Source organism: Neisseria sp. P0009.S010 (assembly GCF_051958545.1).
Taxonomy (GTDB): Bacteria; Pseudomonadota; Gammaproteobacteria; order Burkholderiales; family Neisseriaceae; genus Neisseria; species Neisseria subflava_A.
In genome coordinates this window covers 76,511-103,200 of record NZ_JBQCVH010000004.1, presented here as the reverse complement: position 1 = coordinate 103,200, position 26,690 = coordinate 76,511, and the positions used below count along the sequence as shown (strand labels likewise).

Here is a 26,690-nt window from a genome sequence, read left to right as displayed (position 1 = left end):
CTGAAAGTCAATCAAGCTTTCAGACGGCCTTTTAAACAATCAAACCTTACAAACAAGCCAATTCGTTGGCCATTTGCTGCTCGACGGTTTCACGTTGGCGGATAAGTTTACATTCGCTGCCGTCAACCAATACTTCCGCCGCACGATTGCGCGTGTTGTAGTTGCTCGCCATGCTTGAGCCATACGCACCGGCACTGCGAATAAGCAGCAAATCCCCTTCTTCGCAGGCGATGGTGCGGTCTTTGCCGAGGAAGTCGCCGGTTTCGCAAATCGGGCCGACGATATTGGCCGTCAGAGGGTCAATGTCTTTGGTTTCGACCGCTTCAATGTGATGATAGGCATCATAAAGCGCCGGGCGCATCAAATCGTTCATCGCCGCATCGACCATCACAAAGTTTTTCTCTTCTCCATGTTTGACAAACTCAACGCGCGTCAACAACGCACCTGCATTGCCAACCAAACTACGACCTGGCTCGAGGACCAGTTTCAGACGGCGTGTACCGATTAGTTTTTGAACGGCTTGGGCATACGCACCCAAATCAGGCACATTTTCGTCTTGGTAAACAATACCGACACCGCCGCCCAAGTCCAAGTGTTCCAACACAATGCCTTCGTCTGCCAGTTGGTCAACCAAGGCCAAGATACGTTCGCAGGCTTCGACAAGCGGGCTGAGGTCGGTCAGTTGCGAGCCGATATGGCAGTCGATACCGACGATTTTCAAATGGCTTTGTCGGGAAGCATGACGATAGGCCTCAAGCGCATCGGCATAGGCAATACCGAATTTGTTGGCTTTCAGGCCGGTGGAGATATAAGGGTGGGTTTTGGCATCGACATCGGGGTTGACGCGCAGAGAAACCGGAGCGACTTTACCCAAGCGCGCGGCAACTTTCTGAATACGGTCTATTTCGGGAATGCTCTCCATATTGAAGCATTTCACGCCTGCATTCAGCGCAAACTCAATTTCTGCCTCACTCTTGCCCACACCGGAAAAAATCGTTTTCGCCGCATCGCCGCCTGCCGCTAAAACACGCGCCAACTCACCGCCGGACACAATGTCAAAACCACTCCCCAAAGAAGCAAAGTGCTTGATGATGCTCAGGTTGCCATTCGCTTTAACCGCGTAGCAGACAAGCGGATTTAAAGCAGCAAACGCAGTTTGGTAGTTTTCAAACGCCTCGGTCAGCGCAGATTTGCTGTACACATAAAGCGGCGTACCGAATTCCTCGGCAAGGTGGGAATAAGGGATTTGTTCGCAGGATAAGGTCATGTTTGTGAAATCTTTTTTAATCGTTGGTTTGAGTGGTCGGCTCTTTGGCCGTATCGAATTTCAAACCGGTTTGAATTACGCCGAAGCGCGCCTTGTCGCCTTCTTTGGGCAGGTAGAGGTCGCCTTTGTAGCCGCAGGCAGAAAGCAGCAGAGCCGTTGCCGCTGCAAAAAATACGCCGTATTTCATCAGTAAAACTTTCTTCATCATTACGAATGTGGCAAGATTCGGTATCTTAAACAAAAACCACATAAAAAGCCATGATGACCGAAAGCGAATTCATCCGTATGAGCGAAGAATTGTTCGAACACATCGAAGACCAAATCGACGAAAACGGCTGGGATTTTGACTGCCAGTTTGCCGGAAACGTACTGACCATCGAAGCCGAAAACGGCACACAAATCATCGTCAACCGCCACACGCCCAACCAAGAATTGTGGATTGCCGCCAAAAGCGGCGGCTACCATTTCGCCGAGCAAAACGGCAAATGGCTGGCAACACGCGACGGACGAGATTTCTACGATGTTTTGAACGAAGCACTGAGTGCGGCTTCGGGCGAAGCAGTCAATATTGCCGAATTGTGATTCAGTCTCCAAACATCCCTAGCTAAAAATCTATTTACCTCAAAGGACACCCAAATGCCCCTACTAGACAGTTTCAAAGTCGACCACACCCGTATGCACGCCCCTGCCGTACGCGTGGCCAAAACCATGACCACGCCTAAAGGCGACACCATTACCGTATTTGACCTGCGTTTCTGCATTCCCAACAAAGAAATCCTGCCCGAAAAAGGCATTCATACGCTGGAGCACCTGTTCGCCGGTTTTATGCGCGACCACTTAAACGGCAACGGCGTTGAAATTATTGACATTTCTCCGATGGGCTGTCGTACCGGTTTCTACATGAGCCTCATCGGTACGCCCGATGAGCAAAAAGTGGCCGATGCATGGCTCGCTTCAATGCAGGATGTTTTGACCGTTCAAGACCAAAGCAAAATCCCCGAACTGAACGAATACCAATGCGGTACTTACCTGATGCACTCGCTTGCCGAAGCACACGAAATCGCCCAAAACGTTTTGGCACGCAAAGTCGCCGTCAATAAAAACGAAGAGCTGACATTGGACGAAAGCCTGTTGAACGCTTAATACGCTATAACAGCAAAGGCCGTCTGAAACTCTATATAACAAGTTTCAGACGGCCTAAAACCTTTTATTCCAATTTTCAACCTTTCAGCCACAGTTTTACACCGCCTAAAAATAAGTTGGCGGATGCTGACAGTGTACATAGTATAATTACACTTTGAACAAACAACCTGATTCTATTGCCTTTATGAAACCGTTTTTCTGCAAAACCGCCATTGCCCTCAGCCTGACCCTCCCTGCCGCCGCCAACGCTGCCGAGTATGTCTGCAATGTTGAAGGCATCACCGTTTATACCTCACACCAGATCAACAATACCTGCCGCGTTACCGATTCGTACAGTCCAGTAGAAACAAATGTATTTCAAACAAACGCTGAGCAGCTAAATTTGAATTCGACTCTTACAGAGCAACAAACAGATCCGAAATTGGTTGGAACACAGAACATTTTCGATAAAACAGGAGTAACAAACCAAAAAACTACTAGATCAACGGCTGATCACTATGTTCCTGTTATAGAAACACAAACGGCAATAGCTCCTGTTGAAACCAAGCAATATCCCGTTAATACTTTCGCCATATTCAATACCACACCTGTTGTTCAAGTATACCCCTCTGCACCTATCGCTCAGGTACAAACTACCCCTCAGGAAAGTCATAGATCGGATAGCTTTTTCTCTCCTCATACTGAACAGATACCTACCCAAACTCTCACCGCCCCGAACGTGCACACTGACCAAGCTACCACCACCCAATTCCTGAATCATTCTCTAGATTTGGAGCCATTGGACAACAAGACAGCAAAAAGTACAACAGCCGAAGAACCGGCCAAAACTGAAGTTACACACACAGAACAAACTGTTTCCAAAACATCGATAAACCGCACAACCAATATTAAAAAAACAGTAACCAAACCACTTAACGCTGAAAACTCTTCTGCATCGTCCGACAAAACCAATATATTAACAGGATCTACAACCGAGATTTTCGCACTGACAGACTCGGTCAAGCCGACCGAACCCATACCAGCGGCAGCAACTCCAACGAAGCCTACCAAAACCCCATTGCCCAAAGCATATGGACCAACCACTGATGCACTCTTCAGCGATAAAGATGTCGATAACGACATCAAAATTCTGCTAAATGGTCCGATCGGTGGCGTTACCAATACTGCCGAAGCTGCTAATCCGCGTCTGAATATCCTCCTACGCAACAGCATACAGAAACGCCAGGCCAAGCAAAACAGCCAGCAAGACATCCGCCGCAAAGCACCAATTCGTACCATTCCTGCAACCATTGCTGCACCACAACCCAAACCTAAAGAAACACGTAAACAGGTATTACAAGGAGAAATTCGCAACGAACAGGCCGCCATTACCCGCCTTCAAACACAGCTGAATGCGGCCAAACAAAAAGGCGATCAAATTAAAATCCAACAACTGACCCGTACCATCAACGCCCGTAAAGCGAATATCCGCGCTATTCAAGGTGAGATGTCTCGTTGATTGATTTTTATACAAAAGGCCGTCTGAAAATATTTTCAGACGGCCTTTTTAATGGCTCACAACCTATTTACTTCAACAAACAAACTCATTCTCTAAAATCATTTTCCCCATCACGCCAAAGTACATTTCTTTACAACCTTACCCTCGTGCGCCATTACTGCTTCTATCCAATCGACGATATTTTGCCAATAATATTGCGGCTTTTCAGACGGCCTATCAGCCTGAATACCTTCATCATTCAACACAACGGGAACCCCCTGCTCTGCACCGGCTTCAAGCAAAATCCAGATACTGCCTTCTTGGGTATCGGCACGGGCTGCTTGATGTTCATACGCCCAGCCAACCGCAGCTTGTCCGCCATTTTGCACAGATTGCATCGCCAGTAATAATGGATGAAAGCAAGTATCCATATTATTGTCGGCAACAACGACCAAAGTTGCACCATGCGTGCCTAAAGCTTGCGCGGCATGAAAAACGGGGGAGTTGTGCAGGTTGGCAATAAAGTCAAACGGCATCGCGGCGTGATGGTTCAGCACATTGTCTGCCATTTTTTCAAACACGGATGGCGAAGAAAACGGCGTACCGAGAAAAACAGCGCAATCAGAGCAGATTTCGCTTTGTTCCTTCAGTTGCCCTGCACCAAGCGCGGCAATCAAACTCAAACGGCTGAGGCGGCGGGTATCTATACCGCTTTGCTGCTTTAAGGTTTGTTTGAGGATTTTGCCGCTGGTGCCGGCGTCAGTATCAAAACGCACAGCGGCAGTAATACGGATATTAGAATTTACGGTTGCCATTGCCATACCAAAGATGTGTTGCTGCCGCCAAAACCAAATTGATTGGCCAAACAAAAAAAACCGCCTTTTTGTGAAGCCGCGCATTCGGAAAAACGAATTTCCCGCCCCTGATAATCGCTGCTTCCACCTTGTTTTAAAGCGGATAAAAGCAGGGCTGTTTCAAGGGCTGCCGTTGCGCCAAGCGTGTGTCCGATTTGCGGCTTGAATGCCATCAAAGGGGGCAGTGTACCGAATATATTTTCCAGTGCGGCCAATTCGGCGGCATCGCTGTCAGCCGTGCCGATGCCGTGTGTTTTAACGACCGCAATGCTTTCAGGAGCGATGCCTGCAACACCCAAAGCGCGTCGCATCACCTGCTCTTGTGCTTGGCCATCGCTTTGAATCAGGTCATTGCCTGTATTGGCGGCGTGTCCGATAAGTTTCAGACGGCCTGAAGAAGATTCGGGAGCAGCGGAAGATAAAGCAAGCGCGGCAACACCTTCGCCTAAAATCAAACCATTTCCGCCAAAAGGCCGATACTGCTCGGCCAGCAAACCCAAGCTGTGAAAATGCAGCAAAGTCAGCCGGTTGAGGTTTTCAATACCAAGCACAAAGGCGCGCTCCGCCCCGCCGCGCAAACAATTATCCGCCTGAATCAGCGCATGGGCAGATGAAGTGCAGGCAGTAGCGAAACTGAAAATCTGCCTATTGCCGCTGCGCCGGCGCAAATCTTCGGCAAGATAAAGCAGATTGTGTTCCTCTACCGCCCTATTACCCGCAAAATGGCGGTTTTCATATTCGGAGATGGAATAGGAACTGGAACCGATAAACACCGGCGCATCATGCCAGCTTTCAGACGGCCAGCCTGCATTTTCGGCGGCTCGGCGCAAATGTTGTTCGGCAATATTCGCAAATTCCTTCCGCCCCAAACTGTCGCCGGCGAATGCACGAAAATAAGCAGCCTGCTGCGGTTGATTTAAAAACATATAAGACACCGTATCAGGACGTCTGAAATCCGTTTGCGGATTCAAGGCAGAAGTGGCCGCCGTACCGCAAACCCAACTCACGCGCCATGCTCCGCACGGATAAACGCCGCCAAATCGCGTACGCACATCATATGTTTGCGCACCATCCGGTCGCCCTGTAGGCGCACTTGGAAATACTGTTGCAAGGCAACGCTGATTTGCAGCGCATCAAGCGAATCCAAACCGACCGGACTGTCATCGCCAAACAAAAGTGCATCGTCGGTGAAATCATCCATATCCACATCGTCGGCCTTATCGGCTTCTTGCACGATTAACTTTTTCAATTCCGCTTCCAGCTCGTGCTCGGCCAGTGTAAAGGTGTAAGACATTTTTTAAACTCCCATTTTTATATCATGAAGCAACAACTTGTTTGAGCGAAACTCGTTACACTCGTTTTAGCGAAACTCGCTACGCTCGTTTTCAGACGGCCTGAACTTTATGCAAAATCGCCCCAAAGCGTCTGCATGGCGGCAATGGCCGCAAGTGAAGCGGTTTCGGTGCGCAACACCCGTTTGCCAAGCGTAACGGATTGAAAACCGGCATCAAATGCCTGTTGCTCTTCCTTCTCCGTCCAGCCGCCTTCCGGGCCGACCATAAACACGACTTTGCCGGATTGAGGCCGAACATCGCTCAGTTTTTGTGCGCGGTTCAAGCTCATTAACAGTTTGGTCGTTTCCTGCGGCAACTGTTGCAATGCCTGTGCATAAGTCGTCAGCGGCAAAACCTTCGGCACAATATTGCGGCCGCTTTGTTCACACGCTGAAACAACGATTTCCTGCCAACGCGCCACCCGCTTTTCAGCGCGTTCGCCGCTCAAGCGCACGACACAGCGTTCGCTGATAACTGGGCAAATTTCTGCCACGCCCAATTCCACGCTTTTCTGCAAAGTGAAATCCATGCGCTCGGCGGCAGATACCGCCTGTACCAACGTAATGTTCAGCGGCGATTCGTTGTCCGTTGCCTCTTCCCGCAAAATCCGCACGCTGGCTCGGCGTTTTTCCAAAACTTCTGGCAAAGCCGGATATGCCTTGCCATTGCCGTTGAACAACACGATTTCTTCCGTATTTTTCACGCGCAATACATTCAGATGGCGCACCACATTATCGGGCAATTCGACCACGCTGTCGGGGCTTAAGGCAAAATCAACATAAAATCGGGGCATGGTTTCCTGCTTTATTCATGTATATAATTTAAATTTAAAATTTCATGAATGAAGTTGAAACACGGCGACATGCTCCTGCCTGATTTCGATTTCATCCACTATAATTTGAGAACTTCCCGAATTTTAATCTACTGTCACGCAAAACTGCAAAAAACAAGGATACGCCGTGCTATACCGTTTACAGAAAGTCGTCCGCCACATCGCCCAAACCGAAGTCATGCCGCGTTTTCTGAACACGCCGTCACGACGCAAGGAAGACGGATCGGTTTTGAGTGAAGCAGATTTGGCCGCACAAACCGCTTTTGCCGCCGCCCTTCCCTTATTGGAGGATTGTCCGATGTTGGGCGAGGAAATGAGCGTTCAGGAACAAACCCGTTTGTGGAACGAACATTCAGATGGCCTATGGATTGTCGACCCTATCGACGGCACAAACAACTTCGTCAACGGTTTGCCGCATTTTGCCGTATCCGTCGCACTGGTTAAAAACGGCCACGCCGAATTGGGCGTGATTTACAATCCGGTCAGCGGCGAATGTTTCTACGCCGAACGCGGCAAAGGCGCATTTCTCAACGGCACGCCGCTGCCGCTGCGTTCCGAAAACAAAAAACTCAACGAATCCATTGCCGGCGTAGAAATCAAATACCTGCGTTCGGGCAAACTCGCCAGTCGCATGAATACCCTTGCCCCATTCGGCACAATCCGCAGCATGGGCAGCAGCACGCTCGATTGGTGCTACCTTGCCAGCGGCCGCTACGATATTTACATCCACGGCGGACAAAAGCTGTGGGACTACGCTGCCGGCGCATTGATTTTTGAAGAAGCCGGCGGCTGCCTGACCACTTTGGAAGGCGACGATTTTTGGAGCGGCGAACATGTATTTAAGCGTTCCGTCATCGCCGCATTGCAACCCGAGCTGTTTCAGCAATGGGTGAAATGGATTCGAGAAAATCAGTAAAAATACCGTTTATCTTCAAAAAATCACGATTATCTTGCAACTTATTGAAATTATTTCACTTCTTAACAGCATTTAATACTAAAAACGGTAGAATATTAATCGCTGACACAACACCGCTCTTTCATCCCTTTTGGGCGGTGCAGCAAGTAAGACGTTTTCCCGCAATGTATTGGCCATTCATACTTCTCCCTTAGTATGAATGGTTTTTTTTATCTGCAAAAACAGCTCAGGCCGTCTGAACATTCAGACGGCCTGTTTACACTACTATTTGAAAAACTGTCCGCAACACGCCTTAAACTTTTTGCCCGAACCGCACAAACAAGGCTGTTTCATCGTCGGCAAAGCAACGGTCGGATCAATAAAGTACCAACGCCCGTCTATTTTCACGAACGCCGACAATTCATGATGGCACTCAGTTTGCCCATTCTCCTCAAAATACGCCTCAAACTCGACCAAAGCATGCAGTTTGCCAAACGGCACATGACGGATAACCTTCAATCCCGACCACTGCGTCTGCTTACTCCACGACGCCAAATCCTGCTTGTCCAACAAATTCTGCTGCGCAGGGACAGTCGTGTCCACGATATAGTCGATTTCCTGCAAAACATACGCACTGTAACGCGAACGCATCAACTCTTCCGCCTTCGAGGCCGCCGCCTCACACGCATGAAACGGTGCGCAACATTCCGTATAAACACGTCCCGACTGACAGGGACAAAGTGTAGCCGTCATTCCTAATTACCCGAATAAATCCATTTCAAAATTATAACGCAAACCCGGCTCAGGCCGTCTGAAAACGAGCGTAGCGAGTTTCGCTAAAATAAGCAAAGCGGGTTTCGCCAAAATAAACGCAACAATCTGATATAATGCGCCTTTTCGATTTTGACTATCCATGATGAACATTCCCATCCAAAGCATCAGCCGCCTGTTGCCGCAAACCCAATGTCGTGAGTGCGGCTATGAAGGCTGCCTACCCTATGCGCGCGCCCTGTCGGTAGGAGAAGCGCCGGTAAACCTGTGCGCGCCGGGTGGGGAAACCGTCATGAAAGATATTGCCGACCTGTTGGGCAAACCCTACCTCGCCCAGGCAAAAACACAAATCAAAGCCGTAGCCCTGATTGACGAGGCCGTCTGCATCGGTTGTACCGCCTGCATCCGCGCCTGCCCTGTCGATGCCATTATGGGCGCGTCCAAACTGATGCACACCGTCATCAGCGACGAATGCACCGGCTGCAGCTTGTGCGTTACCCCCTGCCCCGTCGACTGCATCGACATGGTTCCCGTATCGCAGCCCTTCCTGCCGTCCGCACGCCGTTTCAGCACCTCTGCCGAACCGCGCTTTGCCGCCGCCGAACACGCACAAAGCCGTTTCGAACGCCATACCGCGCGCAAACAGCGCGACGATGCCGAACGCAAAGCCCTGCTGGCGCAACGCGAAGCCGCCGTCAAAGCCAAACAGGCCGCACAGGCACAAACCCAAACAGCCGCACCAAGCGCCGCATTCAACCCCATGGATTTGATTGCCAAAGCCATGGCAAAAGCGCAATCGCAACAGGACAAACTCGTCTCCTCCGACAACCGCGAAGACTTCAAAGCGCGCCAAATCGAAGAAGCCAAAGAACGCGCCGAACTGCGCCGCGCCCAACGTGATGCCAAATACGGCAACGAAGCCGAAAAAGCCGCCGCCATCGAATTTCTGCGCCGCCACAAAGCCGAGCAGGAAGCGTCCAAAGAAGCGCGCTGATTTCCAAAACAACAAACCATTCCGACCGCTTCAGGCCGTCTGAAAACATTGCACGAAAACCAATAACTTTATGACCATACAAGAATTTCCACACCAGCATACCGCCCATTGCGAAAGCGGTGTGATGTCCACCCTGCTCAAATACCATGGCCACAATTTAGACGAAGCCATGATTTTCGGCATTGCCCACGCACTGACGTTTGTCTGGATGCCGCTGATCAAATTAAACGGCATGCCGCTGGTTTCCTACCGTACCGCGCCGCGCAGCATCATCAAAAACACCTGCAAAGCATTGGGGCTGAAATTATCCGTCCGCAAATTTTCCGACGCACAAAGCGGACAAGCCGCATTGGATGCCGCGCTGTCCTCAGGCAAGCTGGCAGGTTTGCAAACCTCCGTCTTCTGGCTGCCCTACTTCCCGCCGCAAATGCGCTTCCATTTCAACGCACACAATCTTTTAGTGTACGGCAAAGACGGCAACGACTACCTCATCAGCGACCCCGTATTTGAAACCGTACAACGCTGCGCTGCCGAAGATTTGCAGCGTGCACGCTTTGTCAAAGGCGTATTGGCGGCAAAAGGCATGATGTACACCTTGGAAGACAACAGGCCGTCTGAAAAAATCATGGCAGACTTGCCCGCCATTATCCGCAAGGCCATACGCAAAAACGCCAAACATATGCTCGCGCCAGTCTTTTTCATCGGCGTAAAAGGCATCCGTACGCTGGCCAAAAAAATCGAATCCCTGCCTGCCAAACAAAATGACAAATACCAAAAACTGTTTCTCGGCCATTTGGTGCGGATGCAGGAAGAAATCGGTACCGGCGGCGCAGGTTTCCGCTATATCTACGCCTACTTCCTCGAACAAGCCGCCCATATCTGCAACGAACCTGCATTTCAGACGGCCTCGGAACAAATGACCTCCATCGGCGACCAATGGCGTCAATTCGCAGCCATGTGCGTGAAGCAGTGCAAAAAGCCGTCTGAAAACGGCTGCCGCAACATCGCTGAATTTCTGCGCAAAATTGCGGATGATGAAGAAGCGTTATGGCGGGGATTATTGAAATAATGGGGTTATGCGGTAGCGAGAAATTTTCTGTGCCCGTTTGTACACAGATGACCTAATGCCGCCTTTGTCAATGATTTCACTATGCTCCATCCATACTAAGGCCGTCTGAAACCATGATTCACATCCAATCCCTCTCCCACCGTTATCCCAAAGCCGAAATTGCCGCGCTGGACAATGTGTCGTTCGATATTGCCGACGGCGAATGTTTGGGGCTGCTCGGTCACAACGGTGCGGGGAAAACGACGCTGATGTCGCTTTTGGCAGGCTTGCAGGAAGTACGGCAGGGCGAAATTTTGTTTGACGGCAAGCCGTTGCGCCTATTAAGCCGCAGCGAGCGGCAGAAAATCGGTTTGGTGCCGCAGGATTTCGCGTTTTATCCGCAGCTTTCGGTGTGGGACAACCTGCTGTTTTTCGCCTCGCTTTACAAAGTGCGCGACAAAGGCCGTCTGAACGCGCTGTTGGAACAGACCGACCTGACCGCCCACAAAAACAAGGCGGCAAAGCATCTTTCGGGCGGGCTTAAACGTCGTCTGAATTTTGCCATCGGTCTGATTAACACGCCGCAACTGGTGTTCCTCGACGAAATCACGGTTGGCATCGACCCGCAGTCGCGCCGCTTTATCCTCGACAGCGTGGCGGATTTGACGCGGCAGGGGGTAACGGTGGTTTACACCTCGCACTATCTGTCGGAAATCGAGCAGCTTTGCGGCAAAATCGCGCTGCTGCAACACGGCAAACTGGTGTACCACGGCGGTTTGGACGAGCTTCTAAGCACGCAAACCGGTGTCGTGCGTTTTACCGTCGAACCGCCACTGCCGCCTCAAACGCTAGCCGCTTTGGGTGCAAAGCAAGTGGACAGCCGCGGCATGATGGAAACGGCGCACGATGCCGCCGCCGTTTACGCCGCCCTGCAACAAAGCGGCGCGCAAATCCGCTACTTCCAGCAGGGACACGGTTCGCTAGAAACGTTTTACCTTGATTTCCTGCGCAAAGACGAACCGGCAACAGATAAGCAAAATCCACAATGACGATTTCCTCCCTCCTCAAAGAACTCAAACTGCTCTGCCGCGACCTGCACGGTTTGGCCGTGTTGTTTGTGATGCCCATCGCCTTCATGCTGATTATGTCGTTGGCGCTGAGCCGCGACCAAGATCCGCACAACGACAGCCGCATCGCGCTGGTTGGCGTAGCAAACGACAGTATCAATACCGCGCTGGCCGCCGCGCTGGAGAAAGAACAAATCCATGTCACACTGATGCCGTCTGAAAAACTGACCGACGCGCAAAACGGCCTACACGACAAACGTTTCCAACTGGTGCTGCACAACCCGAACCCCGCTTCCGGCAAAATCGCCGACGACAAAGCCCTGCAAATCTATGTACCGCCCGATACCGAGCCTTCATGGCTGGCGGCTGTCAAAGGCGTTTTGCAGCAGCACTACACTGAAACGCGGCTGGACACTTATTTCGACAACAACGACGGCATCAAAATCGACAATAAAAAACTGCCCCGCGCCATCCGCAAAGACATCCAGAAAAAAGTGGATGAAAAAAACGACGAACAATTTGCCGCCGTGCGCAGCTTTTTAGATAAGAAAATGCTGGAAGAGCATTACCTGAGCGCAGGCAGCGGCACAGTGGAAAAACCCAACGCCGTACAGCACAGCGTCCCCGCATGGCTGATTTTCGGTATGTTTTTCATTATGATACCGCTATCGAACGTCATGGCGCTGGAACGCCAGAACAACACCATTACCCGCTTACGTCTCGCCCGCGCCTCCGCATCCGGCCTGATTGCTGCGAAACTTATCCCCTATTTCCTGATTAACCAGCTTCAGTTTGTCGGAATGCTGTTGCTCGGCCGCTACCTGCTGCCCGAAATCGGCGTGCCCGCCCTCATACTCAACGGCAGCCTTGTTCCCTACGCGCTACTGTCCGCCGCCGTCAGCGCCGCCGCACTCGGCTACGCGCTGTTAATCAGCGTCTGCGCCAAATCCACCGAACATGCCGTCGTCCTCGGCGGCGGCGGCATCATCCTGATGGCGGCAATCGGCGGCATTATGGTACCCGCCCACGTCATGCCCGAAACCATGCAGCAACTCACTTGGATTTCCCCGATGGCTTGGGGCTTGAAGGCTTTTCAGGAATTGCTGCTCAACCGCAGCGGACTGGACGGAATCGGCCGTTATCTGCTTTTATTGTCTGCATTCTCTTTTGCCACGCTGACTGCTGCCGTATTGGTTTATCGTAGGCAGTTGCAGACGCAGGTAAGGTTTTAAACGTTTGTCTGCCCTAAGTAGAAAGCTTATTTCTCAAAAACATTCCTATAAAAAACTTCAGGCCGTCTGAAAGATATTTTCAGACGGCCTGATGCTTGATGCGCTATGGATTGTCTCAATAATAAAATATGCTCAATAAAATCCCAAAATCCAAACGTAAAAAAACCTACTTTTTTCAAAGTAGGTTTTCATATTTGGTGGGTCGTGAGCGATTCGAACGCTCGACCAACGGATTAAAAGTCCGCTGCTCTACCGACTGAGCTAACGACCCGATAAGCTGTGCATTATAGAGATGGGGTACACAGCTGTCAACACCTTTTTTAAATTTTTTTATTCGACAACGATTTTCGGGAAGCGGCTGCTGAAGTCTTTACCTTTATCGGCAATGGCCAGTGCAATTTGGAAGGCGGCTTCGGTGTAGATGTCGGCGATGGTTTGGTTGTTTTCAAACAAGGCCGAAGATGTGCCGCTATCCATAGCTTCGCGTACAGGCAGGCTTAATGGAAGTTGGCCAAGCAACGGTACATTCAAACGCTCTGCCAAGTTTTTGCCGCCTTCTGCGCCGAAGATTGCTTCGGCATGGCCGCAGTTGGTGCAAATATGGACAGACATGTTTTCTAAAACGCCCAAAATCGGGATATTGACTTTGTTGAACATATCCACGGCTTTGCGTGCATCAATCAGGGCGATGTCTTGTGGCGTGGTGACGACAACGGAGCCGGTCACGGGGATTTTTTGCGACAGGGTCAATTGGATATCGCCGGTACCGGGCGGCAGGTCGATGAAGAGATAATCGACATTGTCCCACTCGCTTTGGAACATAAGCTGTTGCAAGGCTTGGCTGACCATCGGGCCGCGCCAAACGACGGCTTGGTCGGTATCGACCAGGAAACCGATGGACATCACTTGAATGCCGCTTTCGGCTTCAACGGGAATGAGTTTTTTGTTTTGTTGGTCGGGTTTGCGGTCTTGTACGCCGAGCATGGTGGGCTGGCTTGGGCCGTACAGGTCGGCATCGAGTACGCCGACGCGCGCGCCCATTCTGGCCATTGCGGTGGCAAGGTTGGCTGTGGTCGTTGATTTGCCGACGCCGCCTTTGCCCGATGCAACGGCGATAATGTTTTTCACGCCTTTGATGGTTGCTACGCCGGGTTGAACTTTATGCGTACCGATTTCGGTATCGATACTCAAGTGAATGTGGGTATCGCCGGTATGCGAAATGACGGCTTCTTGAACGGCATTGGCAATGTCTGCGGCAATATGGGCAACTGGGAACGCGAATTTCAGGCCGATATGCAGGCCGTCTGAACGCTCTTCAAGGAGTGTAACGGCTTTTTCGCTGCCTAAGGTGCGCATTGTGTGGGGAATCAATACGGCATCGAGTGCGGTTCGGATGGCTGGGATATTCATAATCTGCCTCTTGAATGTGGGAAATTGTTTATGTGCGCGATTTGTCGTGCGACAAATCTGCCGAATTATACCCTTGAACGCCATGCAAGGGATACGCCCGAAAAACTTCAGGCTGCCTGAATCATCGGGCAGCCTGAAAAAAGGGTCAACTGAAACGCGGCCTTATTCGCTCAAGAGCGCAATGTCGGCAACTGCGTTCATTTGTTCTGCCAAGCGGTTCAACAGGTTCAAACGGTTTTGCTTCACGGCGGCATCTTCAGCCATTACCATCACGCCGTCGAAGAATGCATCGACTTGCGGTTTGACGGAAGCCAGCTCGGACAAAGCAGTTTGGAAATTGCCTTCGGCAACAGCGGCGGCAATTTTCGGCTGCAAACCTTGCGCGGCGGCATACAGGGCTTTTTCTTCGTCTTGTTGCAGCAGGCTTTCGTTAACCGCACCCAACTCGGCATCGGCTTTTTTCAGCAGGTTTTGCACGCGTTTGTTGGCGGCAGCGAGCGCGGCGGCTTCGGGCAGTTGTTTGAACGCGGCGACGGCTTGCAGTTTGGCATGGAGATTATATAGCTTATGAAACCAACGACTTACTCCCTGTTTACTTTCTTCAGGAGTTTGTTTCGGACCTTTCAAAACTGCTGAGATTACGTCTTGCGAATATTCATTTTGTAAAAGAATTGCTAAACGGGTCTCTATGAAAGAGGTTATTTTGGACAAAAAATGTCGCTGTTCCAAGGAATTTGCCATATCTTTCCAACCACGAGGAAAGGTTTTATATGTTTTATCAATTAACTTACCTAATCCTAATTCATCTCCTTTACACTCAGGTAACATTAGTATCCGCAAAATACCCAATGTGGCACGACGCAAGGCGTAAGGATCTTTATCACCGGTAGGAATTTGTCCAATACCCCAAATGCCAACTAAGGTTTCTAGCTTGTCGGCCAGCGCAACAGCGATAGCGATTTTGCTTTGAGGAAGATTGTCACCTGCAAAACGTGGCCAATAATGTTGCTCAATAGCTTCGGCGATTTCTTCGGTTTCGCCGTCCAAGCGGGCATAGTATTTGCCCATCGTGCCTTGCAGTTCAGGGAATTCGCCGACCATTTCGGTCACCAAGTCGGCTTTTGCCAAACGCGCGGCGCGTTCGGCTGCTGCGGCGTCTGCGCCCAAAGCTTCGGCGATGTAGGCGGCTATGATTTGTAGGCGCCCGATACGCTCGGCTTGCGAACCGATTTTGTTGTGGTAAACCACGCTGGACAATTTCGGCAGGCGGCTTTCCAAAGTCGCTTTTTGGTCTTGTTTGTAGAAGAACTCGGCATCAGACAGGCGCGCGCGCAAAACGCGTTCGTTGCCTTGGATGATATGCGACGGGTCTTCGGTTTGCAGGTTGGAAACCAGCAGGAAGCGGTTCATCAGCTTGCCGTTTGGATCGAGCAGCGGGAAGTATTTTTGGTTTTGCTGCATGGTCAGAATCAAGCATTCTTGAGGCACGGCGAGGAAGTGTTCTTCAAAACCGGCTTCCAATACCACAGGCCATTCGACCAATGCGGTCACTTCATCCAACAAGGCTTCATCGGCGGCAACGGTCGCGTTCAGACGGCCTGCCTGCTCGTTCAAGGCCGTCTGAATGGCGGCTTTGCGCTCGGCAAACGAAGCGACGACTTTGCCTTGCTCACGCATTTGCAAGGCGTAGCTGTCGGCGTTTTCAATGGTGATTTCGCCGTTGGAGAGGAAACGGTGACCCAATGTTTTGTTGCCGCTTTGCAGGCCCAAAACGCTGACATTTACGATGTCGCCGCCGTGCAGCACGATCAGGCTGTGTACAGGGCGCACGAAGGTAAATGTGCTGCTGCCCCAACGCATGACTTTAGGAATCGGCAATTTTTTCACTGCGGCATTGATGATGTCTTCCAAGAGCTCGCCCAGCGGTTTGCCGGTTTGGACGTATTCGTAGGCGTACACGTCTTGCTTGCCGTCGTTGATGATGGTCAGGTCTTCGATTTTCGCACCCGCACCGCGCGCAAAACCTTCCAAAGCCTTAGTCGGCGCACCGTCTTTCATAGCATTCGCCACGGCCGGGCCTTTTTTCACGATTTTTTGATCGGCTTGAACGGCTTTCACGTTTTTGATTTGAACGGCCAAACGGCGCGGAGAAGCGTAGGCAGTGTATTCGGCTGCGCCGTCAATCAGTTGCGCCTTTTCCAAGCCTTCGGCAACGGAAGCGGCAAAATGGTTGCCCAGATTATTGAGGGCTTTTGGCGGGAGTTCTTCAGTGAGAAGTTCGATTAAAAGGGTTTGGGTTGTCATGTGCTTATCGTTAAATAGGAAATTGGTTTGGCGTCTGAATACGGCATCATGCGGTTTTCAGACGCAAGGTTAATTGAATTGACGGCGATTTTATCATTTTCAGACGGCCTGTGGCTGTCTTTCACAAACAATTTGCCCGATTTTCAAGCCACTTCGTCCGCAACAGCTTCAATTCGCAGCGCGGATATACGGCAAACCACTGGTTTCGTCGTATTCGGGAATGTCGCTTCCGGCAAACAGCGCACCGGCCAAACGCACGGCCGCGCCGGTAACGGCCGGGGAAATCATAAAGCCGTGGCGGAACAGGCCGTTGACTTCAATCAGGCGGCGTTCGCGGTTGAAGCGGATTTCGGGATTGTGGTGGTTTAACGTCGGGCGCAGGCCGGTGGCCAGTTCCAAAAGGTTCGCCTCGCCAAATGCCGGATGCACGGCGTACAGCGCGGACAAAAGTTCCAAACCAGAACGCACGCTGGCCGGCGCTTGGCTTTCGCTTTCGATTTGGGTCGCACCAATCACAAAAATATGGTTTTCCTTCGGCGCGATATACAAAGGATAGCGCGGATGCAGCAGGCGCACGGGGCGGGACAGCTCGACTTCGGGTGCGTAAACGCGCGCCACTTCGCCGCGTATGCCGCGCAATTGGCTTTCAGACGGCCTGTTCCACGCGCTCTTTGCACCATAACCGCGGCAGTCGATGACCCAATCGTATTGCGCCGCAAAATCTTCGACTTCGCGTTCGTACGACCAATGGCACGCTACATTCATTGACTCCAAAGCATCGGCCAGCGCATTCAATACCTGCCGTCCGTCCAACTGCCCTTCTGTCGGCAGATACAGGCCGTCTGAAAACCTCCCTGCCAGTTGCGGCTCGTTTGCTGCGATTTCATCCGCGTTCCAACGTATGGTTTCATATTCCGCCACACCGCCGCGCTTCAAATGACGGGCAAACTCGGCGGAAAGCGGCTTGTCCTGCGTGTGCCAGACAATCAGACTACCGTTTTCCTGCATCATCACCGGCGTATTCAGACGGCCGACAATAGCGCGCCAAAGCGCAATGCTTTGTTTGCCTAAACGGATGACTTCGGGCGTTGCCTCCACCGCTTCGGCAGACGGCGCTAACATGGCGGCGGCAACATAGGCTGCGGCTTGTGCGCCGTTACGTTCGCCTTTCTCAAACAACTCTACCGCCACACCCTGCTCCGCCAATTGGAACGCAATAAGGCGACCGGAAAGGCCGCCGCCGAGTACCGCAATCTTAGACATCAGTTTCTCCTTGTTTTTAATATGAAAATGAGCTGCATATTTTAGAACTTGTTTTGCTGTATCACAATATCTACAGAAAATGAGAACAGCTTTTGCAGATCATACTTGGGCTGAATCAGTAATACGTAAACAAAAACTTCCCTCAAGCTGCCAATCAGCTTTTATAAAAATATCTTCCTTACATAAAACCTACTATTTAGAGTGAATTTGTCCTGGCAGTAAATTATGTTGCTGTATAGGGCTTTTGACGCTGAATACGTCCGCCTGCTTATCCGAACTTCACTTCTACTCCGAATACTTCCTGCCATAGTTTTCGCACATTGCCGTAGTGGGTCAGCAATTCGTCCGTTACTTCGGTTTTTTTGGCATCGCGCAGTTTGGCGTTGTGTTGCTGCTGGCGGTAGTAGCGGTAGGCGGTGCGGCTTTGTTCGGCGAGGGTTTTGTCGATGAGGCCGCAGTCGGCGGCGATGTTTAAGAGGGCGATGTTGCCGTAGTTGTCGAGGAGTTGCGGATACCGTCGGGCATGGGCAAGGATGAGGTATTGGACGATAAATTCGACGTCGACCACGCCGCCGCGCGCGTATTTGACGTTGCTGTCAACCGGCGGATGGGTGGGGAACATTTTTTCGCGCATTTCGATGATTTCGCCTGCCAAGGCGGTTTGGTCGCGTTCGGCGGTGAGGATTTCGGTGCGGATGCGGTCGAAGGCCGTCTGAACATCAGGCGTACCGCAGATAAAACGGGCGCGGGTAAGGGATTGGTGTTCCCACGTCCAGGCGTTTTCGCGCTGGTATTTTTCAAAGGCGGCGATGCTGTGGGCGAGGAAACCAGCGTCGCCGTTGGGGCGCAGGCGCAGGTCGGTTTCGTAGAGGCTGCCTGCGCCGGTGGCGGCGGAAAGCCAGTTGGTCAGCCGGCGAGCAAGGCGGCTGTAAACGTCGCCTGCGTCGGAATGAGGGTCGTCGTAAAGATAGACCAAGTCGAGGTCGGAGGAATAGCTGAGCTCTTTACCGCCCAGTTTGCCGTAACCGATGATGGCAAATTGCGGCGTGTCTCGGTGTTTTTTGGGCATATCCGCCCACGCACACGACACGGCGGCGGCGAGGATGGTGTCGGCGAGGGCGGAAAGTTGGTCGGAGAGGGATTCTACCGTCCACAGTCCGGCGAGGTCTTGGACGGCGAGGCGGAAGATTTGGGCGTGCTGGAAGCGGCGCAGGGTGTCCATTTGCGCTTCGGTGTCGCCGCCGCAGGCTTTGATGTCGTCTGAAAGGGCGGCGGCAAGGGCTTGCCAGTCGAACGCGGTATCCAAAAGCTGCGCGCTGATGAGTTCGTCCAGCAGAATTGGGTATTTGCTCAGATACGCCGCCACCCATGAGCTTTGGCTCATAATCTGCGCCAGTTGCGCCAGGGTTTGCGGATGTTCGTTGAGGAAGGCGAGATAGGCGGAGCGGCGGCTGATGTTTTCGAGGAAGTCAAACAGCCGCATTAATGTATCGGTCGGGTTGGGTTGCTCGGCCGCTGCCTGCACGAACAGCGGCACAATCGCGTCGAAACGCGGCTGGGCGTGTGCGGAAAGGTGGCGGTATTTATGGCCGTACCGGATTTGGTCTAGCCTTGCGGCGATGGTTTCGGCATCAAACCCATATTCTTTCAGACGGCCTAGCCGCTCTTCTTCGTCGGGTTTATCCTGCCATGCCCATTGCCATTCGCTGTTGTCGGGAGTTTGCTCTTCGGGTTCGCTTAAAATTTCGTTGAACAACTGATTGACCTTGGTGCGGTGAATGTTGAGGTCGTCTGAAAAGGCGGCGTAGCTGTCGAAACCCATGCTTTCGGCGAGCAGTTGTTGCTGTTCGGGCGAGGTGGGCAGGGTTTGGGTTTGCTGGTCGTCCCAGTATTGCAGGCGGTGTTCGACGTCGCGCAGGAAGCGGTAGGCGGCAAGCAGGGTTTCGACGTTTTCAGACGGCATGATGCCCAGCTCGGCAAGTTTCTTCAGCGTTTCCTGCGTGCCTTTCAGTTGCAGCGCGCGCATTTGCCCGCCGCGTATCATCTGGAAAATCTGGGCGATAAATTCGACTTCGCGGATGCCGCCCGCGCCGAGTTTGATGTTGTCCGCCATGCCTTTTTTGCTGACTTCGCTGCGGATTTGGCGGTGCAGGTTGCGCATTGCTTCATATGCGCTGTAATCCAGATATTTGCGGAACACAAAGGGGCGCACCAACGCTTTGATGTCGTTCGGATACGGCGTAACCACGCGGCCTTTGCACCACGCATAGCGTTCCCATTCGCGCCCCTGCGTGATCAGGTATTGCTCCAGCGCGGTTTCGCTCAATACCAGCGCGCCCGAATCGCCGTCTGGCCGCAGCCGCATATCGACGCGGAACACCTGCCCGTCGGCGGTAATGTCGTTCAGCAGCGCAATTAGTTTCTGCCCGACTTTGGTGAAAAACTCTTGATTGCCGCGTTCGCGCCTGCCGTCCGTATCGCCCGATTCGGGATAGATGAAAATCAAATCGATGTCGGAAGACACGTTCAGCTCATAGCCGCCCGCCTTGCCCATTGCCACCACGCTCAAATGTTGTGGCGATTTCGTATAACGCCCGATCGGCGTGCCGTACATGTCCTGATAATAGGCGTAGGAAAAGTTCAACGCGGTATTGACGGCAAAATCGGCAAACAGCGTAATTGTGCGGGTTACTTCGTTCAAATCACTGATGCGGTTGATATCGCGCACGATAATCTGCGACACGACATAACGGCGCAACTCGCGCAACTGCCGCGCTAATTCTTCCTCGTTTTCTTCCGCACGGATTTTGTCCCAATCGGCAAAAGCTTGAAAATCAGCTTCGGTCAACGCCTTGTCCAGCATAGGCAGGAAAATTTCGGGCTTGAGTTTGCCGGAATCAAGATTACGGGCGAGAAAAAGGGAATAACGGCGGGCAGTATCAAGGCGGTTCATAATCTTTGCCTGAATAAACAGAAAAGACCATCATAGCAAGCTTTCAGGCCGTCTGAAAGCCACGCTTTCCCCTATCCGTGCAATCGGCTAAAATACCAACTTTGCAACCCATCATAAGGAAACCGCCATGACCCGTATGGTTCACTGCGTCAAACTCGGCAAAGAAGCCGAAGGCATGAAATTTCCGCCGCTGCCCAACGAACTGGGCAAACGCATCTTCGAAAACGTTTCCCAAGAAGCATGGATAGCTTGGACCCGCCACCAAACCATGCTGATCAACGAAAACCGTCTAAGCCTTGCCGATCCGCGCGCACGCGAATACCTCGCCCAGCAGATGGAACAATACTTCTTCGGCGACGGAGCAGATGCCGTACAAGGCTACGTTCCGCAAGAGCCTAAATAAGCATTGAAAAGCCAAGGCCGTCTGAAACCCGATTTTCAGACGGCCTTTAAAATTCCCGATTGCCCCGCATATTAGGCAAATAGAACAGATAAATCATACAAACCCATGATTCTCTGTTAGAATCCAAATTTCATTTATTTCAATCCACACTGGAGCAAACGCCATGCAAAACGACGTTTACGACTATACCTCGCAAGGCTCGGTTGCCAAAAATACCGTCCTGCAAAAAACCTACCGCCTGCTCGGCCTGTCTTTCATTCCTGCCATTGCCGGCGCATTCTTTTCCGCCAAAACAGGCTTTAACATTTTCGCCATGTTCGGTTCATACTATGTTGCCCTGGCCGCCTTCTTCGGCTTTTTCTACGGCATGACCTTCCTGATTGAGAAAAACCGTTACAGCAACGTCGGCGTAGCCCTGTTGATGATCTTCACTTTCGGCATGGGCCTTGCCATCAGCCCTATGTTGCAATACGCACTGTCTATTAACAACGGCGCGCAAATCGTCGGTACGGCCGCCGCCATGACCGCCGGCGTATTCTTCACCATGTCCGCCATGGCACGCCGCACCACAATGAACATGAACAAACTCGGCAGCTTCCTCGGCGCCGGTGCGATCGTGCTCATGATTGCCGTTGTGGCCAACATCTTCCTCAACATCCCTGCCCTGAGCCTGACCATCGCGGCCGGCTTCGTTGTCTTCAGTTCCCTGATGATTATGTGGCAGGTGCGTGCCGTTATTGACGGCGGCGAAGACAGCCACATCAGCGCGGCGCTGACCATCTTCATCTCCATCTACAACATTTTCAGCAGCCTCTTGAGAATCCTCATCTCTATTAGTGGTGACGACTGATAAAGCCGCAAAGGCCGTCTGAAATTTCAGACGGCCTTTTTGATTTTTGACATCACCAGCAAACTCCCCTATCCTGAACGCCACACAAACCCCATTCCCAACCCAAAATGACCACGACCACTCCGCGCCGTGCCGTGTACGCAGGCAGCTTCGACCCTCCCACCCTCGGCCACCTGTGGATGATACAGGAAGCCCAGTCCCTCTTTGACGAACTCATCGTCGCCATCGGCACCAATCCCGAAAAGCGCAGCACCTACACCATAGAAGAACGCTGCGCCATGCTCGATGCCATTACCCACCCCTTCCCCAACGTCCGCATCAGCGTGTTTGAAAACCGCTTTTTGGTCGATTACGCCCGCGAAGCCAAAGCCAATTTTATCGTCCGCGGCATCCGTTCCGCCGCCGACTACGAATACGAACGCTCGATGCGCTACATCAACAGCGACATCGCCCCCGAAATCTCCACCGTCTTCCTAATGCCGCCGCGCGAAATAGCCGAAGTGTCCTCCACCATGGTCAAAGGCCTGGTCGGCCCACAAGGCTGGCGCGATATGATAGGCCGCTACCTCCCCGACCCCGTCTATCAAAAAATTCTGCAAGACCACGAAACAAACACATAAAACAAAGGCCGTCTGAACATTTCAGACGGCCTTCCAATTTTCATTGATTATTTACGGGCAGACGTCAACGCCTGCAGGTTTTGATTCAACGTTTCCATATCCAACCAACCGGCGGCAATAAACAGCATCAAAATCACCGTACCCACACACAACACGCCGAAACCATACAACAGATAGCCCACCAAAACACGGCCTACCGTCGCATTCCCCATCCACATCAAACCGCGTACCTGCACCACAAACACCCAAGCCTGCCACAACAGCGCAAACACAGCCAACGCCGGCACATACAACACCAGCAACAGCGGCAGCAGCAAAGCCTCAGACACCAAAATAAAGCCCCACAAAGGCAGCCGGGGCGCACCGTAATAATGCAGCACCTTGCGCATCGAGCGGCTCAACACCAACCATTTCACAATCACCAAAATCACCGACAGGCACACCGCCACCACGCCACTGCCAAACAAAGGCGACATGCTGGCCGCGTTCACGACACCCAACAGCAGCAACACCGCCGCCATCACCAAAGGCGAATACAAATACGTCTCCGGCGAACGATAGCGCAAACGCAAAACATCCCACATATCACGAACAAACACATACAGCATGGCATAAATCCAAAGCAAAAAAGCCGATTGTATCTTAGGCCGTCTGAAAATCAAACCGGCAAACCTAAAAACCGCCAATTAAAACGAAAAATAATTCAATACAAAACAAAATCTTAATTTACCGCCTCAAAAATAAAGCCTACAAATACTTGCACAAGGAAACGAAATTTGGTTTAATTCACATCTCGCAACGAAACACGCGAAGGCCAGATAGCTCAGTTGGTAGAGCAACGGATTGAAAATCCGTGTGTCGGCGGTTCGATTCCGCCTCTGGCCACCACAAACCGCCTTGAAGCGGTTATTTTTTTATCTATACGATTTGAACGTATGCTTTAAGCGCAAATCCCGTTCCAGACCATGCGTCCCGATTTCCACACAAGGCCGTCTGAAAAATTTCAGACGGCCATTGTTCATGTTGGCATGGCATAAAAATCCGCTTCACCGCCCCATTCCGACAGAATACGGCGCTTCCATCCAAATCGGCTGAAACCTACGCGAACATACTGAATATGAATAAAGTTCAAGGCAGGTCGGTTTACTATATAATACCGTCCAAACCAACCATAACTTACTCATTGCAGGGAAGATAATGAAAAAAGTGCTGATCGTGCATTACTCGCAGACGGGGCAGCTCTCCAGCCTGGCGCGAAATTTTGCCGCGCCGTTGCAAACAGCCGGCATACAGGTCGATTGCGTCAATATCGTACCGGAGCAGGCATTTCCGTTTCCGTGGCCGTTTTGGCGTTTTTTCGATACCTTTCCTGAAACCGTCCATTTAAAACCCGCCCCGATTCTGCCGCCGCAAATCCCATCCGAAGATTACGATGTGGTGGTCATTGCCTATACCGTTTGGTTCCTCTCTCCTTCGCAACCGATGACCGCCTTTTTGCAACGCGAAGAAACGCGCCGCCTGCTGGACGGCAAACCGGTCATCACGCTTATTGGCTGCCGCAATATGTGGCTGGGCGCGCAGGAAAAAATGAAATCTTTGCTGAAACAAAACGGCGCCAAACTCATCGGCAACATCGTAAAAATCGATGACTGCAACAGCGCGGCAAGTTTCATTACCACGCCCGCATGGATGCTGACCGGTGACAAACGCTATTTCCGCTCCCTGCCCTCTGCCGGCATTGCTGAAGAAGAATTGGCGGATGCGGCGCGGTTTGGTACGAAATTGTGCGATACACTATTGAACCAACAGCCTTTGGACGAAACCCTGTTTCAAAACATGGGCGCGGTGACAGTCAATGAAAAACTGATTTTCAGCGAACATGCCGCCGGCCGTAGCTTCTTCGTCTGGGGCAAGCTTTTGATTGCGGCAGGCCGTATTTCTCCGCTCTTGCGCCGTGCGCTGCTGTGCTTCTACATCGTCTTTTTATTGGCGATGATTTTGGTGGTTTTACCCATCAGTGTAATTTTGAAAAAACTGCTGCATCCGCTGCTCAAAGGCCGTCTGAAAAAGCTGGCGGACTATTATGAACAACCGTCAGGCAGATAATCCATTTCAGACGGCCTCAAACTAGGAATCCATCATGCCCAAAGTTATCCACTACCCCGAACGCCGTCGCTTTCAAATCGATATTGACGGTTTGGAAGCAGGCTATATCAGCTATACCGAACACAACGGCGGCTGGGACGTAAACCATACCGTGGTCTCGCCCAACTTCCGTCATCGCGGCATTGCCAAACTGCTGGTGAGCGCGCTGATGGAATACGCCGAAACACACCACATCCCGTTGACTGCAAGCTGCGACTACGCGGCGCGGTTTATCGGTTGATTATTTTGACAACCACATCATGACATCGAATAACACACTCAAAGACGTTTATCTCAACCGCGTTTCTGCCTTTTTGCCCAATGTCCCCGTCGGCAATGACGAAATGGAAGCCGTCCTCGGCATGGCAGGCGATGTGCCGTCACGCGTGCGCCGTATGATTTTGCGTTCCAACGGCATTTTGTCGCGCCATTACGCCATCGATCCCGAAAGCCGCCGCACGACGCACACCAATGCCGAATTGGCTGCCGAAGCGGTCAACGGCCTGTTTGCCCAAGGCGTTCCTGCAGAAGCCATAGGCAGCCTGGCCTGCGCCACTTCCTATCCCGACCAAACCATGCCCGGACACGGTGTGATGGTGCATGGTTTACTGGATATGCCGCCTTGCGAAGTGTTCAGCATGGCAGGCGTATGCGCGGCAGGTATGGCGGCGATGAAACACGCCTACAACGCCGTGCGTACCGGCGAACACGCACATGCAGTTTCCGTTGCTTCCGAAAACGCCTCGGCGGTCATGCGCGGCGAAGTGTTCCAAAGTGAAACCGACCATAAAAAACTGGAAAACGCGTCCCCCGAAATCGGGTTTGAAAAAGACTTTTTGCGCTGGATGCTGTCTGACGGCGCAGGCGCGGTGTATCTGTCCGACCGCCCCAATTCAGACGGCCTCAGCCTGAAAATCCATTGGATAGACCTGCTTTCCTACGCCAACGAAATGCCTCCCTGCATGTATGCAGGCGCAGAATTCCGCAATGGCGTATTTGAAGGCTGGAAACACGCCGATGCCGATTACGGCCGCCGCCACAGCCTGATGGCGGTCAAGCAGGACGTCAAACTGCTGAACGAAAACATCGTCCGCTATACGGTGGAAAAACCCCTCTCCCAAATCGCCGCCAAACACGGCATCCGCGCCGAAGAAATCGATTGGTTCCTGCCCCACTACTCTTCCGGCTTTTTCCGCGACCGCCTTTCAGACGGCCTGAAAAACATCGGCTTCGACATTCCGCAGGAAAAATGGTTTACCAATCTGCACAGCAAAGGCAACACGGGTTCGGCCTCGATTTACATCATCCTTGAAGAATTTCTGCGCACCTTTCCCATCGAACACGGCCAAAAAATCCTGTGTTACGTTCCGGAAAGCGGACGCTTTTCAACATGTTTCATGCTTTTGGAAGCAGTAAAGGCCGTCTGAATGAAAATTGACGACATTCCTCAAGACAACAGCGCCAGCTACCACGGCCACCGCAAAGTCATCTACGGCACCCGCGACGGCCACTACGAAGCGGCCACCAGCAACGGTTGGCAGGACGAAGCCTACGCCACCGAAATGGCGGTGTGCGAACTCGATGCCCAAACGCAGGCCGCGCGCGAAGCCGTCGAAAAAGGCGAATATTCGCCGCTGTACTACCATATGTTCCGCTGCCGTTATGATGAAACCGGCTTGGCCCTGGCGGCAGGCGTATGGAAATGGCAGCTTCGTCGGCATTTCCGCCCCGAAGTGTTCGCCAAACTACCGGCCAAAACCCTGCAAAAATACGCCGATGCCTGCCAAATCAGCATAGACGGCCTCAAACAAACCAATATTTAAAGTCC

The 26,690-nt window shown here is 52.0% G+C and carries 28 protein-coding genes and 2 tRNA genes; 17 read left to right on the top strand and 13 right to left on the bottom strand.

What is annotated here, in order from left to right; translation table 11 throughout:
* Positions 1 to 46: 46 nt before the first annotated feature.
* On the bottom strand, positions 47 to 1,267 hold the full coding sequence (lysA, locus tag ACTHSN_RS05375) for a diaminopimelate decarboxylase (RefSeq protein ID WP_107867999.1): 1,221 nt from the start codon (positions 1,265 to 1,267) through the stop codon (positions 47 to 49).
* 16 nt (positions 1,268 to 1,283) lie between these two features.
* A complete protein-coding gene (gene lptM / locus ACTHSN_RS05370; RefSeq protein WP_003684659.1) occupies positions 1,284 to 1,475 on the bottom strand; it encodes an LPS translocon maturation chaperone LptM in 192 nt (63 codons plus the stop codon).
* Between the two features lie 50 nt (positions 1,476 to 1,525).
* On the opposite strand from lptM, the gene cyaY reads away from it, so the two are divergent.
* The 3 genes from cyaY (at position 1,526) to ACTHSN_RS05355 (ending at position 3,908) form a co-directional block, all read left to right on the top strand.
* On the top strand, positions 1,526 to 1,849 hold the full coding sequence (cyaY, locus tag ACTHSN_RS05365) for an iron donor protein CyaY (protein WP_107867998.1): 324 nt from the start codon (positions 1,526 to 1,528) through the stop codon (positions 1,847 to 1,849).
* Between the two features lie 54 nt (positions 1,850 to 1,903).
* Complete coding sequence (gene luxS / locus ACTHSN_RS05360; protein ID WP_004518928.1) at positions 1,904 to 2,410, top strand: S-ribosylhomocysteine lyase; 507 nt, start codon at positions 1,904 to 1,906, stop codon at positions 2,408 to 2,410.
* Between the two features lie 154 nt (positions 2,411 to 2,564).
* On the top strand, positions 2,565 to 3,908 hold the full coding sequence (locus tag ACTHSN_RS05355; RefSeq protein ID WP_234395495.1) for a hypothetical protein: 1,344 nt from the start codon (positions 2,565 to 2,567) through the stop codon (positions 3,906 to 3,908).
* 110 nt (positions 3,909 to 4,018) lie between these two features.
* On the opposite strand, the gene ACTHSN_RS05350 is transcribed toward ACTHSN_RS05355, so the two are convergent.
* The 4 genes from ACTHSN_RS05350 to ACTHSN_RS05335 all read right to left on the bottom strand — a co-directional run bounded on the left by ACTHSN_RS05350 (position 4,019) and on the right by ACTHSN_RS05335 (position 6,868).
* Positions 4,019 to 4,708, bottom strand: a complete 690-nt coding sequence (locus tag ACTHSN_RS05350; protein WP_440365146.1) for a hypothetical protein — start codon at positions 4,706 to 4,708, stop codon at positions 4,019 to 4,021.
* On the bottom strand, positions 4,690 to 5,748 hold the full coding sequence (locus ACTHSN_RS05345) for a beta-ketoacyl synthase N-terminal-like domain-containing protein (RefSeq protein ID WP_070459620.1): 1,059 nt from the start codon (positions 5,746 to 5,748) through the stop codon (positions 4,690 to 4,692). Before ACTHSN_RS05345 ends, ACTHSN_RS05350 begins: the two co-directional genes overlap by 19 nt.
* Positions 5,745 to 6,035: an acyl carrier protein gene (locus ACTHSN_RS05340; RefSeq protein ID WP_003748215.1), complete on the bottom strand. Its 291-nt coding sequence runs from the start codon at positions 6,033 to 6,035 to the stop codon at positions 5,745 to 5,747. Before ACTHSN_RS05340 ends, ACTHSN_RS05345 begins: the two co-directional genes overlap by 4 nt.
* Before the next feature lie 107 nt (positions 6,036 to 6,142).
* Positions 6,143 to 6,868, bottom strand: a complete 726-nt coding sequence (locus tag ACTHSN_RS05335) for a 16S rRNA (uracil(1498)-N(3))-methyltransferase (protein ID WP_070459623.1) — start codon at positions 6,866 to 6,868, stop codon at positions 6,143 to 6,145.
* Positions 6,869 to 7,034: 166 nt separating this feature from the next.
* Between ACTHSN_RS05335 and ACTHSN_RS05330 the strand changes: the two genes are divergently transcribed.
* Positions 7,035 to 7,823 (top strand): inositol monophosphatase family protein, encoded by a 789-nt coding sequence (locus ACTHSN_RS05330; RefSeq protein ID WP_003684681.1) that lies wholly within the window; start codon positions 7,035 to 7,037, stop codon positions 7,821 to 7,823.
* Between the two features lie 264 nt (positions 7,824 to 8,087).
* On the opposite strand, the gene ACTHSN_RS05325 is transcribed toward ACTHSN_RS05330, so the two are convergent.
* On the bottom strand, positions 8,088 to 8,555 hold the full coding sequence (locus ACTHSN_RS05325) for a YchJ family protein (RefSeq protein ID WP_070459625.1): 468 nt from the start codon (positions 8,553 to 8,555) through the stop codon (positions 8,088 to 8,090).
* A 163-nt stretch (positions 8,556 to 8,718) separates the two neighbouring features.
* Here ACTHSN_RS05325 and ACTHSN_RS05320 point away from each other — a divergent pair, with 163 nt between their 5' ends.
* The 4 genes from ACTHSN_RS05320 to ACTHSN_RS05305 all read left to right on the top strand — a co-directional run bounded on the left by ACTHSN_RS05320 (position 8,719) and on the right by ACTHSN_RS05305 (position 12,914).
* Positions 8,719 to 9,567, top strand: a complete 849-nt coding sequence (locus ACTHSN_RS05320) for an RnfABCDGE type electron transport complex subunit B (RefSeq protein WP_199901400.1) — start codon at positions 8,719 to 8,721, stop codon at positions 9,565 to 9,567.
* A gap of 70 nt (positions 9,568 to 9,637) precedes the next feature.
* The gene (locus ACTHSN_RS05315) at positions 9,638 to 10,636 is read left to right on the top strand and encodes a BtrH N-terminal domain-containing protein (protein ID WP_070459631.1); all 999 of its coding nucleotides are present in this window, start codon (positions 9,638 to 9,640) and stop codon (positions 10,634 to 10,636) included.
* Positions 10,637 to 10,749: 113 nt separating this feature from the next.
* Positions 10,750 to 11,664, top strand: a complete 915-nt coding sequence (locus ACTHSN_RS05310) for an ABC transporter ATP-binding protein (protein ID WP_070459634.1) — start codon at positions 10,750 to 10,752, stop codon at positions 11,662 to 11,664.
* Complete coding sequence (locus tag ACTHSN_RS05305; RefSeq protein WP_070459637.1) at positions 11,661 to 12,914, top strand: ABC transporter permease; 1,254 nt, start codon at positions 11,661 to 11,663, stop codon at positions 12,912 to 12,914. The genes ACTHSN_RS05310 and ACTHSN_RS05305 overlap by 4 nt, the downstream gene beginning before the upstream one ends.
* A gap of 195 nt (positions 12,915 to 13,109) precedes the next feature.
* Here the strand turns inward: ACTHSN_RS05305 and ACTHSN_RS05300 are convergent.
* The 5 genes from ACTHSN_RS05300 to glnE form a co-directional block, all read right to left on the bottom strand.
* A tRNA-Lys gene (locus ACTHSN_RS05300) sits at positions 13,110 to 13,185 on the bottom strand.
* A 59-nt stretch (positions 13,186 to 13,244) separates the two neighbouring features.
* Positions 13,245 to 14,324, bottom strand: coding sequence for an iron-sulfur cluster carrier protein ApbC (gene apbC / locus ACTHSN_RS05295; RefSeq protein ID WP_070459640.1), 1,080 nt, complete (start codon positions 14,322 to 14,324; stop codon positions 13,245 to 13,247).
* A 162-nt stretch (positions 14,325 to 14,486) separates the two neighbouring features.
* Positions 14,487 to 16,628: a glycine--tRNA ligase subunit beta gene (gene glyS, locus ACTHSN_RS05290; RefSeq protein WP_070459643.1), complete on the bottom strand. Its 2,142-nt coding sequence runs from the start codon at positions 16,626 to 16,628 to the stop codon at positions 14,487 to 14,489.
* A 168-nt stretch (positions 16,629 to 16,796) separates the two neighbouring features.
* Positions 16,797 to 17,891: an FAD-dependent oxidoreductase gene (locus ACTHSN_RS05285; protein WP_070459646.1), complete on the bottom strand. Its 1,095-nt coding sequence runs from the start codon at positions 17,889 to 17,891 to the stop codon at positions 16,797 to 16,799.
* A 268-nt stretch (positions 17,892 to 18,159) separates the two neighbouring features.
* Positions 18,160 to 20,844, bottom strand: coding sequence for a bifunctional [glutamate--ammonia ligase]-adenylyl-L-tyrosine phosphorylase/[glutamate--ammonia-ligase] adenylyltransferase (gene glnE / locus ACTHSN_RS05280; protein WP_440365145.1), 2,685 nt, complete (start codon positions 20,842 to 20,844; stop codon positions 18,160 to 18,162).
* Positions 20,845 to 20,971: 127 nt separating this feature from the next.
* On the opposite strand from glnE, the gene ACTHSN_RS05275 reads away from it, so the two are divergent.
* The 3 genes from ACTHSN_RS05275 (at position 20,972) to coaD (ending at position 22,717) form a co-directional block, all read left to right on the top strand.
* Positions 20,972 to 21,247, top strand: a complete 276-nt coding sequence (locus tag ACTHSN_RS05275) for an oxidative damage protection protein (protein WP_070459650.1) — start codon at positions 20,972 to 20,974, stop codon at positions 21,245 to 21,247.
* Between the two features lie 163 nt (positions 21,248 to 21,410).
* Entirely contained in the window at positions 21,411 to 22,097 is a 687-nt protein-coding gene (locus ACTHSN_RS05270) for a Bax inhibitor-1 family protein (protein WP_107768682.1), read from the top strand.
* 107 nt (positions 22,098 to 22,204) lie between these two features.
* Complete coding sequence (gene coaD / locus ACTHSN_RS05265; protein WP_107768681.1) at positions 22,205 to 22,717, top strand: pantetheine-phosphate adenylyltransferase; 513 nt, start codon at positions 22,205 to 22,207, stop codon at positions 22,715 to 22,717.
* Positions 22,718 to 22,764: 47 nt separating this feature from the next.
* On the opposite strand, the gene ACTHSN_RS05260 is transcribed toward coaD, so the two are convergent.
* Entirely contained in the window at positions 22,765 to 23,325 is a 561-nt protein-coding gene (locus ACTHSN_RS05260; RefSeq protein WP_440365144.1) for a hypothetical protein, read from the bottom strand.
* A gap of 204 nt (positions 23,326 to 23,529) precedes the next feature.
* Here ACTHSN_RS05260 and ACTHSN_RS05255 point away from each other — a divergent pair.
* From ACTHSN_RS05255 to ACTHSN_RS05230, 6 genes are all read left to right on the top strand, one after another.
* A tRNA-Phe gene (locus tag ACTHSN_RS05255) sits at positions 23,530 to 23,605 on the top strand.
* Positions 23,606 to 23,614: 9 nt separating this feature from the next.
* Positions 23,615 to 23,812 (top strand): hypothetical protein, encoded by a 198-nt coding sequence (locus tag ACTHSN_RS05250; protein WP_141756644.1) that lies wholly within the window; start codon positions 23,615 to 23,617, stop codon positions 23,810 to 23,812.
* A gap of 102 nt (positions 23,813 to 23,914) precedes the next feature.
* On the top strand, positions 23,915 to 24,823 hold the full coding sequence (locus ACTHSN_RS05245) for a hypothetical protein (RefSeq protein ID WP_107867983.1): 909 nt from the start codon (positions 23,915 to 23,917) through the stop codon (positions 24,821 to 24,823).
* Positions 24,824 to 24,857: 34 nt separating this feature from the next.
* Positions 24,858 to 25,103 (top strand): GNAT family N-acetyltransferase, encoded by a 246-nt coding sequence (locus ACTHSN_RS05240; protein WP_254324381.1) that lies wholly within the window; start codon positions 24,858 to 24,860, stop codon positions 25,101 to 25,103.
* A 19-nt stretch (positions 25,104 to 25,122) separates the two neighbouring features.
* Positions 25,123 to 26,289, top strand: coding sequence for a beta-ketoacyl-ACP synthase III (locus ACTHSN_RS05235; protein WP_440365143.1), 1,167 nt, complete (start codon positions 25,123 to 25,125; stop codon positions 26,287 to 26,289).
* Positions 26,290 to 26,685, top strand: a complete 396-nt coding sequence (locus tag ACTHSN_RS05230; protein WP_440365142.1) for a hypothetical protein — start codon at positions 26,290 to 26,292, stop codon at positions 26,683 to 26,685.
* The last annotated feature ends 5 nt before the right edge of the window (positions 26,686 to 26,690 follow it).